At 53.1% G+C, this 17,453-nt stretch carries 13 protein-coding genes and 2 pseudogenes; 3 read left to right on the plus strand and 12 right to left on the minus strand.

Features of this window, described 5'->3' with window-relative positions:
* Positions 1–28 precede the first annotated feature (28 nt).
* Positions 29–459 (minus strand): annotated as a pseudogene (arfB, locus tag JCM12308_RS22735) (alternative ribosome rescue aminoacyl-tRNA hydrolase ArfB).
* A gap of 315 nt (positions 460–774) precedes the next feature.
* On the opposite strand from arfB, the gene aptA reads away from it, so the two are divergent.
* Positions 775–2,136 (plus strand): omega-aminotransferase AptA, encoded by a 1,362-nt coding sequence (gene aptA, locus JCM12308_RS22740; RefSeq protein WP_054785174.1) that lies wholly within the window; start codon positions 775–777, stop codon positions 2,134–2,136.
* A 132-nt stretch (positions 2,137–2,268) separates the two neighbouring features.
* Here the strand turns inward: aptA and JCM12308_RS30855 are convergent, their stop codons facing one another.
* Complete coding sequence (locus tag JCM12308_RS30855) at positions 2,269–2,517, minus strand: hypothetical protein (RefSeq protein ID WP_208978872.1); 249 nt, start codon at positions 2,515–2,517, stop codon at positions 2,269–2,271.
* A gap of 426 nt (positions 2,518–2,943) precedes the next feature.
* Between JCM12308_RS30855 and mazG the strand changes: the two genes are divergently transcribed.
* Complete coding sequence (gene mazG, locus JCM12308_RS22750; protein ID WP_054785175.1) at positions 2,944–3,777, plus strand: nucleoside triphosphate pyrophosphohydrolase; 834 nt, start codon at positions 2,944–2,946, stop codon at positions 3,775–3,777.
* A 327-nt stretch (positions 3,778–4,104) separates the two neighbouring features.
* Here the strand turns inward: mazG and JCM12308_RS22755 are convergent, their stop codons facing one another.
* The 8 genes and pseudogenes from JCM12308_RS22755 to JCM12308_RS22790 all read right to left on the minus strand — a co-directional run bounded on the left by JCM12308_RS22755 (position 4,105) and on the right by JCM12308_RS22790 (position 13,499).
* On the minus strand, positions 4,105–4,722 hold the full coding sequence (locus tag JCM12308_RS22755; protein ID WP_054785176.1) for a YdcF family protein: 618 nt from the start codon (positions 4,720–4,722) through the stop codon (positions 4,105–4,107).
* Between the two features lie 44 nt (positions 4,723–4,766).
* Complete coding sequence (locus tag JCM12308_RS22760; protein ID WP_208978873.1) at positions 4,767–5,120, minus strand: hypothetical protein; 354 nt, start codon at positions 5,118–5,120, stop codon at positions 4,767–4,769.
* Positions 5,121–5,426: 306 nt separating this feature from the next.
* Positions 5,427–6,901, minus strand: a pseudogene (hflX, locus tag JCM12308_RS22765) (GTPase HflX).
* Complete coding sequence (hfq, locus tag JCM12308_RS22770; RefSeq protein ID WP_008546823.1) at positions 6,901–7,158, minus strand: RNA chaperone Hfq; 258 nt, start codon at positions 7,156–7,158, stop codon at positions 6,901–6,903. The pseudogene hflX and the gene hfq overlap by 1 nt, the downstream one beginning before the upstream one ends.
* A 161-nt stretch (positions 7,159–7,319) precedes the next feature.
* Positions 7,320–8,198 (minus strand): D-amino-acid transaminase, encoded by an 879-nt coding sequence (locus tag JCM12308_RS22775; RefSeq protein ID WP_054785177.1) that lies wholly within the window; start codon positions 8,196–8,198, stop codon positions 7,320–7,322.
* 328 nt (positions 8,199–8,526) lie between these two features.
* The gene (gene trkA / locus JCM12308_RS22780) at positions 8,527–9,903 is read right to left on the minus strand and encodes a Trk system potassium transporter TrkA (protein WP_008546938.1); all 1,377 of its coding nucleotides are present in this window, start codon (positions 9,901–9,903) and stop codon (positions 8,527–8,529) included.
* A 38-nt stretch (positions 9,904–9,941) separates the two neighbouring features.
* Positions 9,942–11,309: a nitrogen assimilation response regulator NtrX gene (gene ntrX, locus JCM12308_RS22785; RefSeq protein ID WP_008546581.1), complete on the minus strand. Its 1,368-nt coding sequence runs from the start codon at positions 11,307–11,309 to the stop codon at positions 9,942–9,944.
* Between the two features lie 18 nt (positions 11,310–11,327).
* Positions 11,328–13,499, minus strand: a complete 2,172-nt coding sequence (locus tag JCM12308_RS22790) for a sensor histidine kinase NtrY-like (RefSeq protein ID WP_128647461.1) — start codon at positions 13,497–13,499, stop codon at positions 11,328–11,330.
* Between the two features lie 338 nt (positions 13,500–13,837).
* Between JCM12308_RS22790 and JCM12308_RS22795 the strand changes: the two genes are divergently transcribed.
* Positions 13,838–14,788: a hypothetical protein gene (locus JCM12308_RS22795; protein ID WP_054785179.1), complete on the plus strand. Its 951-nt coding sequence runs from the start codon at positions 13,838–13,840 to the stop codon at positions 14,786–14,788.
* A 71-nt stretch (positions 14,789–14,859) separates the two neighbouring features.
* Here JCM12308_RS22795 and ntrC read toward each other — a convergent pair whose 3' ends face one another.
* Positions 14,860–16,299 carry a nitrogen regulation protein NR(I) gene (gene ntrC, locus JCM12308_RS22800; protein WP_054785180.1) on the minus strand — a complete coding sequence of 480 codons (1,440 nt, stop codon included), beginning with the start codon at positions 16,297–16,299 and terminating at the stop codon, positions 14,860–14,862.
* Positions 16,300–16,303: 4 nt separating this feature from the next.
* Entirely contained in the window at positions 16,304–17,452 is a 1,149-nt protein-coding gene (locus tag JCM12308_RS22805; protein WP_054785181.1) for a two-component system sensor histidine kinase NtrB, read from the minus strand.
* Position 17,453: the final 1 nt, after the last annotated feature.

Genomic DNA, 17,453 nt, shown 5'->3' on the forward strand with positions numbered 1-17,453 from the left:
GATCTGCACTACATGATTGCCATTCACCTCAATCATAATTTTTGGAGCTGCGCAGTTTCTTGATGTTGCCACGCTGTTTCTTGCCTTCCACCCGACGGCGTTTGGAAGCAAGTGTTGGCCGCGTGGCTTTGCGCGTCTTCGGCACATAGGCCGCTTTGCGAATAAGCTCCAGCAAACGCTCCAGAGCATCCTCCGGTTGCGCTCCTGCGTACGGAAGCGATCAGCTGTCAGAACAATCTCTCCCTTCAGCGTCAAACGTGAGCCCGCAATCTTGCGCAAACGACTCTTCAGATCATCCGGAAGAGTCGCATTTCCATCCAGATTGAATCGCAATTGCACGGCAGAAGACACTTTATTCACGTTTTGACCGCCCGGCCCCGACGCCCGGATGAAATCTTCTTTGATGTCGCGCTCCTCGATCGAGAAGCGCTCGTTCACCTTTATTTTTTTTGCGCTCACTCATCTTGCCCGCCCGTAGCACCACTCATGCATAGCATTGATTGAAATAGGAAATTTTACTCTTTGGTCAAAAAACAACCTTTAAAGCAACACAGCACGCTATAATACTAGCCCCTCAGTTTTGCAAAGTTTTAGCCAACAAAACCGCACGCCACCGCAGGTATAGGCGAACGTATAATGCACGTATATGTTTGATATCGCTTGATTTAGTCAGGTCTTCTACCTAGTCTCGATCCCATATCCTACCAGAGGGTAAAATAATTACGGCACTCAGCCGACCAAGCAATATTCGTCTCAAGCGTTATCGGAGGGGAAATGACAGAGGCTAACACATTGGCGCGGGGCGAGATCGAACAGATCACCGGCCTGACCACGAACAACCTTGATGCCTACTGGATGCCTTTCACGGCAAACCGGCAGTTCAAGAAAGACCCACGCCTTCTCGTGAAGGCAAAGGACATGCACTACACCTCCGCCGATGGCCGCCAGATCCTGGACGGCACAGCAGGCCTGTGGTGCTGTAACGCTGGCCATGGTCGCCAGAAGATCGTTGAAGCCGTACAGCAGCAGGTTGCTGAGCTGGACTACGCACCAGCCTTCCAGATGGCACATCCAAAGTCGTTCGAGCTCGCAGCCCGTCTCGCAGCGCTGATGCCAGACCCGCTGAACCACGTGTTCTACACCAACTCCGGCTCCGAGAGCGTTGAGACAGCCCTCAAGATGGCGCTTGCTTACCACAAAGCCAGAGGCGAAGGCTCCCGCACCCGTCTGATCGGTCGCGAGCGTGGCTATCACGGCGTGAACTTTGGCGGCATCTCCGTGGGCGGCATGGTTGCCAACCGCAAACAGTTCGGCGCAATGCTGGCTGGCGTGGACCACATGCGCCACACCCACGGCATCGCAGGCAATGAGTTCAGCAAAGGCGTTCCGAAAAACGGCATTGAGTACGCTGAAGACCTCATGCGCCTCATCCAGCTTCACGACCCATCCACCATTGCAGCGGTGATCGTGGAACCGGTTGCTGGCTCTGCAGGCGTGATCCTGCCGCCAGAAGGCTACCTGAAGCGCTTGCGCGAGATCTGTGACGAACATGGCATCCTGCTGATCTTCGACGAAGTCATCACCGGCTTTGGTCGCCTCGGCACCCCGTTCGGCGTAGACTACTTCGATGTCATTCCAGACCTCGTCACCACCGCGAAGGGCCTCACCAGCGGCGTTGTGCCAATGGGTGCAGTATTTGCAAGCTCCAAAGTCTATGACGCGTTCATGACCGGCCCAGATCATCTCATCGAGCTGTTCCACGGTTACACCTACTCAGCACATCCACTCGCGTGTGCAGCAGCACTGGCAACGCTGGACGTTTATGCTGAAGAGGAACTGCTGACACGTGGTGCCAAGATGGCAGAGTACTGGCAGGAGGCACTTCACTCCCTGCGCGATTGCCCACACGTGATCGACATCCGCAACATCGGCCTCATTGGCGCAGTCGAGCTGGAACCGATTGCAGGCGAGCCAACCAAGCGTGCGTTCACCGCCTTCCTCAAGGCCTACGAGAAGAACATTCTCATCCGCACTACCGGCGATACCATCGCAATGTCACCACCGCTCATCATCTCCGAAAGCGAGATCGACACACTGGTCGGCACCTTGCGGGACGTGCTCAAAAGCCTGGACTAGCAGTCCAGAACACGAAATAGAAAGGGCGCCCTCAGCGCCCTTTTTTATTGCAAAAACAAATCACTAAACAGGAGACATAAATCATTGCATGATGCACTTCACTCTTAACTACACACCGAGTGAGCTTCTGCCTTAAGCAGGCCTGCGCAGCACCTTAGAGCTTCCCGCCAACAAAGCCGTCACCAGAAGCGCAATCGTCACCGGCAACCCAAGTTGACGCTCCGCTTCTGAAGATGTGGCAGCATTCCCAACCACGCTAAGCGTGCAAATAGCTATCACAAGCCAATAACTCCACGTCGGCCACTTGAACGCAACCACTTCACCGCGCTTCAAGACAGAACAAGCCATGAAGACAGCAATAAAGGCCTGAAGCAGAGACAATGCCTCATAGGCAACGGAAGGCTGCCTTCAACGAAACCTCCCATCGTCAAAGCACCCCAGGGCATCCCCAAAACCAGAGCCATATGAAAGAACACCAAATAAACCGCAATGCAGGAAAACAACACGGCTGAAACCTTCGCAATCATCTCAGATCACCCACCCAAATATAGAATAAACCCACCATCCATCGTAGATTCCTGAAGCACAGTAAAACAACAAAGCCCCCAAACGCAACGCAACCCCTCAACACTAAAATTTTAAAAATCAATATGTTACATACATTTATTAAAGTTAAGAATTATTAACTTTAACCAGCACCTCAACCCGAACAAATACAGGTGAGAACAGTCACGCAAAATCCCTCGCCATCGCCCCACCGCCCTGATAATGTGCCGCCAAATTCAGGCATTACTCATCAGGACACACATGCTTCCTTCCCAAGACATCGCCCGCCTCATCGAGATCATGAAGGCCCTGCGGACACCAGAGACCGGCTGCCCATGGGACCTGGAGCAGAACTTCAAAACCATTTCGCCTTACACAATCGAAGAGGCCTACGAAGTCGCTGATGCCATCGAGCGCGAAGACCTGCACGACCTGAAGGAAGAGCTGGGAGACCTCCTTCTGCAAGTTGTCTACCACTCTCGCATGGCCGAGGAAGAAGCTGCCTTTGCCTTTGGCGATGTGGTGGAAGCCATTACCAAAAAGATGATCCGCCGCCACCCACATGTGTTTGGCGATGAGGACCAAAAAGCTGCTGGCTTTCCAAAAGGCACCTGGGACCGCATCAAGGAAGAAGAAAAGCAGGAACGCAAACAGCAGCGTGCCCAAATGGGCTTGATGGAAAAGCTACCCCGCTTTTTGGACGAAGTTCCTTCCGCATTCCCGGCTCTGACTGAAGCTGAGAAACTCCAACACCGCGCCTCAAAAGTCGGCTTTGACTGGGGAGCAGCCGAGCCTGTTCTGAACAAGATCAAAGAGGAAGTGGAAGAACTTACTGACGAGGTAAAGGCCGACGCACCGGACCGTGCTAAGATAGAAGATGAACTCGGCGATGTTCTCTTCGCAATCGCCAACCTTGCCCGTCATCTGGAGATCCAGCCAGAAGCCGCCCTCAAACGCACCAACGCCAAGTTCCGCCGCCGCTTCGCCCACATCGAAGACGCCGCCCAAGCCGAAAACCGCCCCCTGGCAGACCTGTCCCTTGATGAAATGGAAAACCACTGGCAAGCAGCGAAGAAGTTTGATCCGACCAGGTGAACGGAGCCAACACAGCACCTCACGGGCTTCAAACACCCACTACTATTTCTAGCTGTATGAAACTGACCGGCACGATATAGTTAGCAGGTCAGAAGGACTTCACCTTCGGCAAAAAAGAAAGGAAGGTGAGACGCATATGAAAATCCGGAAGGCGGGTTTTAAAGTCAGGTTCCTCGGTGTGACAATCGAATTCACCCTGATTTTCAAAGCCTAAGCTAACGGGGTAAGGGCGAAAGCCCTTCCCTACCGGATCAAGAAAAGCGTCTTACCTTCCTTCTCTGATCTGAGAATACCACAGATAACCCGAGATTTTCAATAAAGCGCCACTCAGTCAATTATCGGGCAAGTCTCCGGATTGAGCTCACGCACATACCCTATCTTTAGATAGGGCTGTATCTTGCCCCACTCATCCAACACTTCACACGCAAACCCTGGGTGCAAAGGCCAATCTGCGACTGAGACCGGGTATTTATTGGCGGACGCAAGCATCTTGATGACCTCAGGCCAGTAGCGCTCCAACGTCATGAGATAGCGACGGGAGGCACTTACGCTGCCAACAGCAATTACCGACTGAATGGCGTCATAAATGCCAAGCTCTTTCAGGAGCTCAACAGAGAACACCACATTCTCGCCCGTGTTGGTTGCCCGCGCTTCCAGAATAATGTGAGATTTGGGAACACCTAGCGCAACCAAAGCTTCACCCATTTCGCGAGCCTCACACTGACCGGTCTCCGTACACTCTCCTCCACTGACCAGAACTCGCTCAACCAGCCCGTCACGCCACAGCTGCACAGCCACCTGGACCCGTGCCTCCGCACTCTTATGTGAGCCGAATAGCAAACACAGATCAGCCTTGCGGATCTCGGTCCTGACAAGCAGATACCGATTAATCTCAGCGATCAGTTGAGGTGTAAGTTTTGGGGGCAAATTAGCGGCGCAGGTCATCACCCACTCAGTCTAGCGCCGCACCCTCATGAAGTCACGGAAGATCAATCGCAAACGCGCGTGGACGTCTTCTCCGAGCTTTCTTCAGTCACAATCAGACCACGCATGGTTTTCGCAATCTCTGACTGACTGGAGGCTTCTGTATGTACGCAATTATCTCCACGCTTTCGATAAGTATGGGAGACGCCGGACTTATTGTAGGAAACAACAGAACCCGACTTGCGCGACGCCTTAGCAGGTGCCGGTTTAGAGGTATCCGGCGGCAACACCGATGGCAGGATCAGCGGCTCAGAACCAGAAGAGGAGCTGGAAGCGACTCTTTTGCGCTCCGCCTCACTATGCTCAATAGCCTCCGCAACAGCTAATGCCCCAGCCATCAAAGCAGCAACATCATTCACAGTTCCGTATGTAGAAGCAGCTGCGCCATAGTACCGGAAGGAGAAGCCCCCGGGTCACCAGTCCCCTGACATCCGGCAATAAGAAAAAGCACGCCGCCACTGACAATTATATTTCGAAACATAATCAGTCCCAATAATCATATCATTTTTTACTAAAATTATATTTTTTGAAAACTTATTGAAACAAAGCACCATTAACAACTGACAGTGCGTAATATTTTCACATGAATTTGTACGATCAGCCCAGCAAAAAGCCCCACTCACCAGAGCGGGGGCTTTTGGGTAGTATCAATCGGTCAGACCAGATCAGATTGGCGAGTAACCGCTATCATCCGCATCATCATCTTCCTCCGACACAGGCTCATCAGGCAGCTCAAGACCAGTCACGAAGTACTTGGCAAAGCGCTCGCGCACACGAGAGCGATGCGCATCAGGAACGCGCACAGCAAGGCGAATACCGTCTTCCACATCATCACGTGAGAGGATCTCGCAGTGCTGATAAAGCCATGCATGCCCCTGCCCGTCGCTGTGCGGCAGAACCATGGTCACCGTGTCCAGCTGCTCGGCCAAACGCGCTCGATGCGAGCCAGCAAATCAGGAATGCCATCACCGCTGATCGCAGATACCGAAATCGGCCCCTCATCAACACTGTTGCTTTCCAGCAGCTTTTCGCGGTGCGCCTCATCCAGCTTGTCGATCTTGTTATAGACCTCGATGACACGATCACTCTCAGACACTTTAAGACCAAGCATCTCAAGAGTTTCGTTCACGTCCAGAGACTGCGCCTTGGTGTCTTCATGAGCAATATCGCGCACATGCAGCACAATATCGGCCTGAATAACCTCTTCCAGCGTCGCGCGGAACGCAGCCACCAGATTATGCGGCAGCTCAGAAATGAATCCCACAGTGTCAGACAGGATCACCTCACGGCCATGCGGCAGCTTCAATCGGCGAAGCGTTGGATCCAGCGTCGCGAACAGCAAGTCCTTGGCAAACACCTCCGCATTGGTCATGCGGTTAAACAGCGTGGATTTGCCCGCGTTGGTGTAGCCCACAAAGGCAATAACCGGATGCGGTACTTTCTTACGCTGTTTGCGGTGCAGCTTACGGGTCCGCTGAACCTGTTCCAGCTGCCCCTTCAGCAAGGTGATACGATCCTGAATGATACGCCGGTCAGCCTCGATCTGCGTTTCACCCGGACCACCAACGAAGCCCAGACCACCGCGTTGACGCTCAAGGTGCGTCCACGAGCGAACCAGGCGGGATTTCTGCCAGGTCAGGTGAGCAAGCTCCACCTGCAGGCGCCCTTCCTTGGTCTGCGCACGCTCACCGAAGATCTCAAGAATAAGACCGGTCCGGTCGATGACCTTGGTGTTCCAGTCTCGTTCCAGATTTCGCTGCTGGATAGGAGTAAGTGGATGATCGACAACAACCAGCTCAATCTCTTCGATTTCAATCTGGCCGCGGATTTCCTCCACCTTACCAGAACCGAACAGACTACCCGGCTTTACATTTGCCAATCTCACCAGACTTGAGGAGACAATCTCCAACTCGATTGCAGCTGCAAGTCCGACAGCTTCTTCCAGTCTGGCTTGAGGGCTACGCTCAGCACCAAAGGGGCGCTCAGGAGCACCTTTACCTCTTGCCAGAGCTCTGCTTGAAATGATCGGTACGATGACGAGTGACCGGGTTCCCCGGGTCACCTCGTCTTCGCCGGCCTCAACATTCGCATCGCGTTGCTTGCGGTTCAGACCGGCCTCTTTCTTAGATTGGGGCTTCATCAGCCTCCTGCTTTTTCGCCTTCTTCTTCAGCTGGTTCAAACAGCTGTATAGGGCTATTTGGCATGATTGTTGAGATAGCGTGCTTGTAAACGAGCTGGGAGTGCCCGTCACGACGCAATAATACGCAGAAATTATCAAACCAAGTAACTACACCTTGCAGTTTTACACCATTGATCAAAAAGATTGTCAGTGGCGTCTTCTGCTTCCTGACATGATTTAAAAATGTATCTTGAAGATTTTGAGCGCGGTCAGCCATAACTATTTTTTTCCTGTTCTCAGTGGACACGGCCGCGGCATCCACCATTTACTGTTCCCATCCTCGAAACGGCCAAGTGACACTCACAAACACAAGAGAGATGCCCCAACACTAAGGTGCGCCGTCCTTCGTAAGTTCCCTTCAGCAAACACCGGAGGCACTTAACCCCCGGCAACCTCCAGTTTAATCAACTCTGACGCTTCATGGAATGATTTTCTTAAGTCTTGAACGATTGGACCGGGTCGCCCATCACCAAGAATTGTTTCGTTTATTTTCACGACAGGCATGACAAGCCCGGAAGCGCTTGTTAAAAATGCCTCTTGCGCACTTTTTGCCTCTTCCAGAGAGAAACCGCGTTCTTCTACGGAAAATCCTTTCATTTCCGCCAATTTTAGAACGCCCGCTCTGGTAATTCCTTTTAGAATTCCGTGAGTAGCAGGTCGCGTAACCAAAGTGCCGTTCTTTAGAATTATCCAAGCATTGGTTGAACCGCCTTCAGTTATAAGGCCATTTTTATCCACAAACCATGCTTCGCGAGCCCCGGCCTCCTTAGCCTTTTGTTTAGCAAGAACATTAGGCAAAAGACCAACAGTCTTGATATCAACGCGGTCCCAACGATTCTCTTCAACCGTAATAACGCCAACACCCTGCTCCGCAACCTTGTCCATTTTGCCCGCTGGCACGGACTTTGCGGTCATAACCACAGAAGGCAATGTTCCCGCTGGTGGAAAATAGTGATCACGTGGCGCCACACCGCGCGAGACCTGCATGTAGATCAGGCCATTTTTGACGCGGTTCAGGGAGATCACTTCCTTCATCACCTGCACCAGAGCGGCGCGGGACATGGGTGAAGCGATCTGAAGTTCGCTCAAGGACCGGTCCAGTCGGTCAAGATGCGCAGTCATATCAACGATCTGCCCCCGCCAGACCTCGCAGACCTCATAAACACCGTCAGAGAACTGGTAGCCCCGATCCTCAACGTGCACGGCTGCATGTGAATGCGGCACATATTGTCCATTTACGTAGGCAACACGGCTCATCAGCCTCTCCATTCCCCGAAATATTCAACAAATTACATCTAAGGGCATTTACTGAATACTATCAAGTGCCTACCGCACCATAAAACTGGATATTTCCGGTTTGGATCACTGAGAAAACCTGAGCAACACGAAGACAGATCATCGCGACGTCCACCACTCAGGGGTTTATCATCATTTACACCCACCATCTCAGGTTTTAGCGCTGTGCCGTACGGCACACCTGGCGCAAAATAAAAGAAAAGCCTGACACGATCCCGCATCAGGCTCCAAATCATTTCGGCTATGATGGTTCAGACCTCAAGAACCAAAATTATTTCAGTAATTCGCCCTAGAAGAACTCCAGAGATACGCGGAACATCTGCTCCACCTGACGAACCTTGTCCGCAACAGCGAAGATGACCACACGGTCATGCGCCTGAATGCGCTCATCACCGCAAGGTGTGATCACTTTTCCATCACGCAAAATACCGCCGATACGGATCCCTTCTGCCAGCTCAACCTCTCGCAAAGGACGCCCAACAAGCGGCGACGTATCCAGCGCTTCCGCTTCAATCACCTCAGCAGCACCATTCTGCAAGGCATGCACCGCACGGATACGGCCACGACGCACATGCTGGAGGATCTTGGAGATCGTCACCTGACGCGGGTTCACAAAGGCATCAATGCCCAAAGCGTGCGCAAAGGCTGGGTAACTGGTGTTGTTGAGCAGCGACAGGTTACGCTCGCAGCCCATCTTTTTGGCCATCACACAGGACAGGATGTTCACCTCATCCTCGTTGGTCAGCGCCACCATCATATCGGAGTCTTCAACGTCCGCTTCCTGCAACATGACCTGATCCAAAGCACTGCCATGCAAAACCACAGTTCTGCGCAGCTCATCAGCAATACGAATAGCCCGGTCGCGGGAATGCTCGATAATCTTTACTTTGGTTCTGCTCTGCTTACCCTCAAGACGTCGCGCAACGTAAGCACCAATATTACCGCCACCAGCGATAAGAACGCGCTTTGCCTCTGGCTCTTCATGACCAAAGATGCTCAGCGTACGGCGCACCTGCCCGCGCTCACAGCACACATAAACCAGATCACCTTCGCGCATCATATCAGAGCTGTGCGGAACGAAGACCTTGCCATCACGGGCAATGCCAACCACCACAGCAGACAGATCCGGGAACAGCTCAGTCAGCTGACGCAGTGGCGTATCCAGAACCGGACAGTCACCACCACAATCAATGCCAACAATAATCATGTTGTCGTCGGCAAAGCGCACAGTTTCCATAGCACCCGGCAGCGACAAGCGCCGCAGGATCATCTCACCCACCTCAATTTCAGGCGAAATAATCACGTCAATCGGCATGTTATCGCGCGAAAACAGGTTGCGATAATGAGATTGCAAATAGCTTTGCGCACGAACACGCGAAACCTTGATCGGCACGTTAAACAGCGAGTGCGCCACCTGACACGCGACCATGTTGATCTCGTCATACAAGGTCACGGCAATGATCATGTCAGCCTGGTCAGCACCTGCCTGTGCCAGCACATCCGGATGCGCACCATGGCCAATAAAGCCGCGCACATCCAGCGTGTCTCGAATGGCATGAACCAGCTGCGGACTGGTATCAATCACAGAAACATCGTTCTGTTCCGCAGCAAGCTTTTCGGCAATGCCGTACCCAACCTGTCCGGCGCCACAAATAACAACCTTCATAATTCCAGTCCTTTGCTCTGCCTCTTAACGGTCACCGATCAGGTGAGACCAAGAGACTTGAGCTTTCGGTGCAATGCTGACCGTTCCATACCAATATATTCGGAGGTACGCGAGATATTACCGCCAAAACGCTTAACCTGTGCTTGCAGATATTCACGTTCAAACTGCTCACGTGCTTCACGAAGCGGCAAGGACATCAGCTCTTCACCACCGGAAGAACCCGGCATACTTGGCACGGTAGAAGCCACTTCCGCAGGCAGAAGATCAGCCGTAATCACAGCATCCGGATCCGCCCGGGTCAGGATCATCAAACGCTCAACATTGTTGCGCAGCTGGCGCAGGTTGCCCGGCCAGTCATGGGTCTGCAGCACAGCCATAGCATCTTCACCAATCCGGCGCATTGGCAGGCCGGTGGAGTTGGAAATCTGCTTCATGAAGAAGTGGATCAGCTGAGGAATATCCTCACGCCGCTCTTCAAGAGCCGGCACCCGCAACGGCACAACGGCCAGACGGTGATACAGATCCTCACGGAACAGACCTTCTGCAATGCGGTTTTCCAGATTGTAGGCACTGGAAGACAGAAGGCGCACATCCACCTTCACCTTGTTGTGGCCACCCAGACGGGTAAAGGTCTGGTCCACCAGAACACGCAGGATCTTGTTCTGCGTTTCCAGCGGCATGTCCGCAATCTCATCCAAATAGATCGTGCCACCATGCGCTTCTTCCAAAGCGCCAACCTTACGCGGTGTGGTTTCTGTCTCTTCAATACCGAAGAGTTCTTCTTCCATACGCTCCGGCGTAATGTTCGCAGCAGAAAGCACAACAAACGGAGACTTGGACCGCGGCGATGCCTCATGGATCGTGCGCGCAACGGTCTCCTTACCTGAACCGGACGGCCCCGTGATCATCACACGGCTGTTGGTCAGGCAAATACGCTCAATGGTCAAACGCAGGTTATTGATGGACGAGGAACTGCCCACCAAGTTGGAAACGTCACCAGCACGCTGTTTCAGTTCCTTGATCTCGCGCTTCATGGAAGAAGCTTCCAGAGCACGCTCGGTGATCAGAACCAGCTTGTCCGCCTTGAACGGCTTCTCAATGTAATCGTAAGCACCTTTCTTGATCGCAGAAACAGCTGTTTCCACGTTGCCGTGACCGGAAATAATCACGACTGGCAGGTCTGGATTTTCTTTCTTGATCACTTCAAGAACTTCCAGCCCGTCAAGCTTGCTGCCCATCAGCCAGATATCGAGGATGATCAGAGACGGCCTGCGGTCCGCAATAGCAGCCAGCGCTGCATCGCTATCACCAGCGGTCCGCGTATTGTAGCCGTCATCCTCCAAAATACCGGCGATCAGCTCACGAATATCTGCTTCATCATCAACAATCAGAATGTCACTTGCCACGGCTTATCACCACCATTCTTAAGTTTCATCTTTGGGAGTGGAAGGATCATCGAAACTGCGCAGTGTCAGTCGAACCATGGCGCCATGCCCGCCCTCGGCAACAGATGGCGCATCCAGCAGTTCAATACCGCCCCCATGATCTTCCATAATTTTCCGCACAATCGCGAGCCCCAGACCCGTCCCCTTCTCTCGGGTGGTCATATAAGGCTCCAAAAGCCGTGTGCGGTGTTCAGTTGGAAGGCCAATCCCGTTGTCGATCACATCAATCGTGTGAACCGGCCCTTCCGAGTAAAGCTTCACCAGAACAGAGCCCTGCTCCGGATTTTCTTCTTTCGCCAGATAAGCCTCAACAGCCTCTGACGCATTCTTGATCACATTGCCGACAGCCTGCCCCACAAGGCGACTGTCAAATGTCGCCCGAACGGCCTCGCCCGGCACATCCGTCTCAAAGTGGATCTGCGAATTGGCAACGGAAACCATGAAGGTGGACTCACGCACCACAGAACGCAGGTCAGCAGATTCCATCTTCGGCTTAGGCATGCGCGCAAACGAGGAGAACTCATCCACCATGCGCCCGATATCACCCACCTGACGAATGATCGTATCCACGCACTGGTCAAACACCTTGCGGTCATCATCCTCAATGCGCTTGCCATACCGGCGGCGAATACGCTCCGCAGAAAGCTGGATCGGCGTCAGCGGGTTCTTGATCTCATGCGCAATCCGGCGCGCCACATCAGCCCAGGCTGAGTTACGCTGCGCAGCCACAAGATCCGTAATATCGTCCAGCGTCACCACAAACCCATGCTCAGAACGTGTTGCTTCCTCGGTCGTCACACGCACGTTCACAGTGCGCTCACGCCCTTTACGCATGATAGCAACCTGCGCCACCTGAGCACTATCCTTGCTTTCCTCAAGCGCCTTGGAAACAACCTCCTGAACCTCAGGGATCGTCTCATAAATTGGCTTTTCAAGAAGCTCTTCTTCTTCCTGGCTGAGAAGGCGCTTGGCGGATCGGTTGACCATGGTCACATCGCCTTCATCATCAATCCCGATCACACCAGAAGACACACCTGCCAGCACAGCCTCACTGAAGCGGCGGCGGCGATCGATCTGATCATTCGCTGCCAAGAGCGCATCACGTTGCCCACGTAGCTGACCAGTCATGTTGTTGAAGGTCCGGCCAAGGTTCTCAAGGTCACCACTGGCTTTTGCTGCTTCAACTTCAACATAGTAGTTGCCTTTGGAGACCTGATCCGCAGCACCAATCAGATTGCGGATCGGCAGCACCAGCTGGTTCGCAAAACCAAAGCCAACCCAGATGGAAGACAGAAGCAAAACAAGCGCCACGCCCACATAAACAAGCGCAAAGGCCAGCTGCACCCCAAAGCGCCGCTGCTCCAGCTCTGCATACTCGTTGACCCCGGCTTCCGCCAGACGCTGATACTCAACCACACGAGGATCAAGCGCGCGGGTTACATATAGATAAAGATCCTCATAGGCAGACAGCTTCATCACACCGCCCACAAGGTTGGAAACGCCCGGCGCGATCAGAACCGGAGCCCCGTCTTCCGCCTGATTCATCGCCACCTGAGGCGGTAGCAGCGGCTCCACCTTCGGGTCGCGCAGCACGCGCATCACAACGGTGCCATCGTTCTTCAGGATATAAGCGCCCAGCAATCCGCGCACCCATGTCTGGGTTTCAAAGAAGCGATCAAAGCGGGTCGGGTCATAAAAGTAAGAGTTACGGTTCAGATCCACATCACTGGCCATGCCAATCAAAGTGGAGCGCAGGGAGTTCCCGTGCTCCTGAACATAAGCAGCCGCCACAGACTGCGCATTGGTGATGATGTTGCGCGTACGCGTCTCAAACCAGCGATCGAGCCCCTGATCCAGCGTAATCGTCGCCACCACCGCAACAATGAACGCTGGCAGCGCCGCCACAAGCGAGAACATGGTCACAATGCGCACATGAAGTCGGGCCGCAGCACGCCCACGGCGCCGCGCCTGCAACAGCTTCACCAACTCAAAGATAATCAGCCCGATGAGCAGCAGCACCAGCGCGCCATTGATGCCAAGCGCGATATAGACAACCTTTTCAGATGGAACGATAGGCGTTACACCCATCAGCACCAGAAAAGAAACCCCGATAGAACACAGCGCCAACAACACTACTGTCAGGCCAAACATCCGGGATTTCCGCCCCTTAGCATCAAGCTTTCGGGTATGTTCTTCTGTTTTTGATCTGAAAATCATGAAACGCGAACCTGCGCACCTGCGATAACTTTATTAATTTTGGAAACAGACTATTAGCACGAATTGTTGCCAAAATGCGACAATGGGTTTTATTAGTCACACTCTTGATGGGGAAAACCAGAGAGTCTCACCTTAAATGAGTTTTAGCTGAACTCATTTCACTCAAACTTTTCATCGTATAATTTACCACAATCTAAACTTGTAATTTCATAAAATTCGACTGATAGTCGCGCCACGTTTCAACGCAATTTCAATGATATAGGTAGGTTTCTATGTTTTTAGCACTTGCGCTTCTTGGCCTCTTATTGCTTGTAGCAGGCATAATCTCAATCATAGTTCCGCTCAAATTTATCGGAATTTCATCCCGTAAAAAGGCACTGATACCATTACTGGCGGGTTTTGTTGTTTTAGGAGTAGCCTCATCCCAACTTGACACTGAGCACAACCAGGCAGCCCAAGAAGCTGGCTTTGATAGCGTGAAAGACTATAGGCACGCTAAAGAACTTGGCATCAGCTCCCCTGAAGAATATGCTCCAATCAAAGCAAAAGCACTCGCTGAAGAAAAAGCAAAAGCAGAAGCTATCGCAAAGGCTGAAGCTGAAAGAGAAAAAGAAGAACGAGCAAAACAGCTAGCACTGGATACACAAAAGGCCAAAGATGCAGGCTTTGCAAGTGTCGAAGAGTTCGAAGCCGCAAAAAAAGCCGGCTTTGATACCGCAGATGCCTACGCCGAACACATGAAGAAAGAAGCATTTTTCGCGGTACCTGCAGAACAAACACAGTTTGTAGCAGCAGTACAAAAGGCGACTGAAAGTTACCGTGCAGCAAAAAATGAGCTAGCTCAGGGCGGAACAAGATCAAAACGAAAAGAGAATGTTTGCGCAGTTCTTTCCAGTCTGGAAGTTCAAAATTGGGTAGGACAGCTTGAGCAACTTACCTCCAACTCAGATGGACTGGGTGTTATCAGCGTGCGATTGGCAGACGGTGTTACCGTTAAGACTTGGAACAACGCATTCTCAGATATCGGCGACAACACACTTATCGAACCTTCATCTGCATTGTTCTCTAAAGTTGCAGAATTGAGCAAAAACCAACGCATCAGGTTCTCTGGTCGTTTCTTTAGCTCAGATCTTGACTGCATCAAAGAACCAAGCATTTCTTTGCGTGGCTCTATGACAGATCCAGAGTACATCATGCGTTTCTACAATATCGAAACACCTTAAATTTTGATCACAAAAAGCAAAATGGCGCCTGCAACAGCGCCATTTTGAAAATCTCACACGAATAAAATCGATTATCTCGAACTGCGGATCACTTGCACGTCCAGATCGCGGATTTTCTTGCGCAGGGTGTTTCGGTTCACGCCCAGAAGTTCCGCAGCCTTGATCTGGTTGCCTCGGGTCGCAGCAAGCACAGCGCTGATCAGCGGATACTCCACCTCACGCAAGATGCGGTGGTAGAGGCCTGGAGGTGGAAGTTCTTCACCAAATCCGCTGAAGTAATCCCCCAGATACCGCTCAACAGAACCACTCAGATCCTGAGCAGAAGGCGCATCAGCCTCACTGGTCGCAGCACTTGGCTGTGACAGCTCCAGATCGATCAGGCTCGCTGTAATGTCGTCTTGCGGATAAAGCGCAGCCAGACGGCGAACAAGGTTCTCCAGCTCGCGCACGTTGCCCGGCCAGCGATAGCGGCGCAGTTTATCAAGTGCGGCCACCTCAATCTGCTTGGCTGGCAGCCCTTCACTCTCCGCCATGGCAAAGAAGTGCCGGACAAGATCCGGAATATCCTCAGTACGCTCGCGCAAAGGTGGGAGGCGGATGGGAACCACGTTCAGACGGAAATACAGATCCTCACGGAACAGCCCCTGATTGATCAGCTGGCGCAGATCTTTGTTGGTCGCTGCGATGATGCGCACATCTGTCTGGATCGGCGTACGCCCCCCCACAGACGTATACTCCCCCTGCTGCAACACACGCAGCAAACGGGTCTGCGCTTCCATCGGCATGTCACCGATCTCATCCAGCAGCAGCGTACCGCCATCAGCCTGCTCAAACCGGCCAGAAGATCGCGCCTGCGCCCCGGTAAACGAGCCTTTCTCGTGACCGAACAGCTCAGATTCAATCAGATCTTTCGGGATTGCAGCCATGTTGACCGCAACAAACGGACCATTCCGGCGCTTGCCATAATCATGCAGCGCTCGCGCAACCACCTCTTTACCGGTGCCGCTCTCGCCGTTGATCATCACGGTCAGATCAGTCTGCATCAAACGCGCAAGCACGCGGTAGATTTCCTGCATGGCAGGAGACCGGCCCACGAGCGGAATATTGTCGTTCCCCTCACCGCCCATATCAAACTGACGCCCTTTAGGCTCTGCAAGCGCGCGCCCAACAATGCCTGTCAGCTCTTTCAGATCAAACGGCTTGGGCAGATACTCATAAGCGCCCTGCTCAGAAGCTTTGATGGCGGTCATGAACGTGTTTTGCGCACTCATGATGATCACCGGCAGTTCCGGGCGCAGCTTGCGGATGCGCGGCAGCACATCAAACGCATTCTCATCCGGCATCACCACATCAGAAATCACCAGATCTCCCTCACCCGAGCTCACCCAGCGCCACAACGTGGTCGCGTTGGACGTCAGCCGAACAGTGTACCCTGCACGAGAAAGCGCCTGATTGAGAACGGTACGGATCGCAGAATCGTCGTCAGCAACAAGAATGGTTCCACTCGGCATACTCTTAGTCCTCAATTCCAGAATGAACAATTGGCCCGGTAAAGGCAGGCATCAGAATGCGGAAGGTCGTGCCCCGAGTGCCGCTTTCACATTCCACCACGCCGCCATGATCACCCACGATCTTGGCAACCAGCGCCAGCCCAAGGCCAGAGCCATTCGTCTTTGTCGTGATAAACGGGTCAAACAGATGTGGCCGCAGATCTTCTGGCACCCCATAGCCGTTATCGCGCACACAAAACTCAAGCGGCAGGCTCACACGCTCCTGCACACCCGGTACAGAAAGGCGCACACCTGGACGGAAGGCCGTGGAGACAACAATCTCCGGCTCATTCACACCGCTGAGTGCTTCACTTGCATTCTTGATCAGGTTGATAAACACCTGCACCAGTTGATCCCGATTGGCATAAACCGGCGGCAGCGATGGGTCATAATCCTCGACAATGCGCACCTTGGACGCAAAGCCGTTCTCCGCAACTCTCTTCACATGATCCAGCACCACGTGAATATTCACTGGCTCTCGGTCAATCGGACGCTCATCGGAAAACACTTCCATCCGATCCACCAGCTTCACGATCCGGTCCGTCTCCTCCATGATGAGGCGGGTCAGCGAGCGGTCATCTTCACTGGCTGATTGCTCCAGAAGCTGAGCCGCACCGCGAATACCGGAGAGCGGGTTTTTGATCTCATGGGCCAGCATGGCCGCAAGACCGGTCACCGTGCGTGCAGCACCGCGGCTGGTCAGCTGCTTATCCAGCTTCTCCGCCATGGTGCGCTCCTGAAACAGCAGCACAACACTGCCCGGAGCATCACTTAAGGGAGATGCGTGAATATCAACCAGCTTCTCCTGCCCGATACGCGGAGACCCAATATCCACCTTATACTCGTTGACCGGACCACCACGATCGCGAACCTGCGCAATCAATCCCAGCAGCGGACTGCCAAATGGTACGAACCACGAAACCTCACGGCGCTTCATCACCGATAGGCTGGCGTGGAAGAACCCTTCCGCTGCACTGTTCGCACCAACTATCTTGTCATCTCCGCCCACCACAACAACAGGGTGCGGCAGAGAATCCAGAACGGCCTGCCCCGGCACACCATTACTCAGTGTAGCCTTGGCATGTGTTAGAGTGTCTCCTCCCGTCTCCAACATC

Source organism: Pseudovibrio denitrificans JCM 12308 (assembly GCF_001310815.1).
Classification (GTDB): domain Bacteria; phylum Pseudomonadota; class Alphaproteobacteria; order Rhizobiales; family Stappiaceae; genus Pseudovibrio; species Pseudovibrio denitrificans.

Excerpts from the sequence above, each read along its gene's own strand:
- JCM12308_RS22805 (WP_054785181.1), bottom strand. The coding sequence starts at position 17,452 with ATGTTGGAGACGGGAGGAGACACTCTAACACATGCCAAGGCTACACTG.
- trkA (WP_008546938.1), bottom strand. The coding sequence starts at position 9,903 with ATGAAGGTTGTTATTTGTGGCGCCGGACAGGTTGGGTACGGCATTGCC.
- mazG (WP_054785175.1), top strand. The coding sequence starts at position 2,944 with ATGCTTCCTTCCCAAGACATCGCCCGCCTCATCGAGATCATGAAGGCC.
- JCM12308_RS22775 (WP_054785177.1), bottom strand. The coding sequence starts at position 8,198 with ATGAGCCGTGTTGCCTACGTAAATGGACAATATGTGCCGCATTCACAT.
- ntrC (WP_054785180.1), bottom strand. The coding sequence starts at position 16,299 with ATGCCGAGTGGAACCATTCTTGTTGCTGACGACGATTCTGCGATCCGT.
- aptA (WP_054785174.1), top strand. The coding sequence starts at position 775 with ATGACAGAGGCTAACACATTGGCGCGGGGCGAGATCGAACAGATCACC.
- JCM12308_RS22755 (WP_054785176.1), bottom strand. The coding sequence starts at position 4,722 with ATGACCTGCGCCGCTAATTTGCCCCCAAAACTTACACCTCAACTGATC.
- JCM12308_RS22790 (WP_128647461.1), bottom strand. The coding sequence starts at position 13,499 with ATGTTTGGCCTGACAGTAGTGTTGTTGGCGCTGTGTTCTATCGGGGTT.
- JCM12308_RS22795 (WP_054785179.1), top strand. The coding sequence starts at position 13,838 with ATGTTTTTAGCACTTGCGCTTCTTGGCCTCTTATTGCTTGTAGCAGGC.
- hfq (WP_008546823.1), bottom strand. The coding sequence starts at position 7,158 with ATGGCTGACCGCGCTCAAAATCTTCAAGATACATTTTTAAATCATGTC.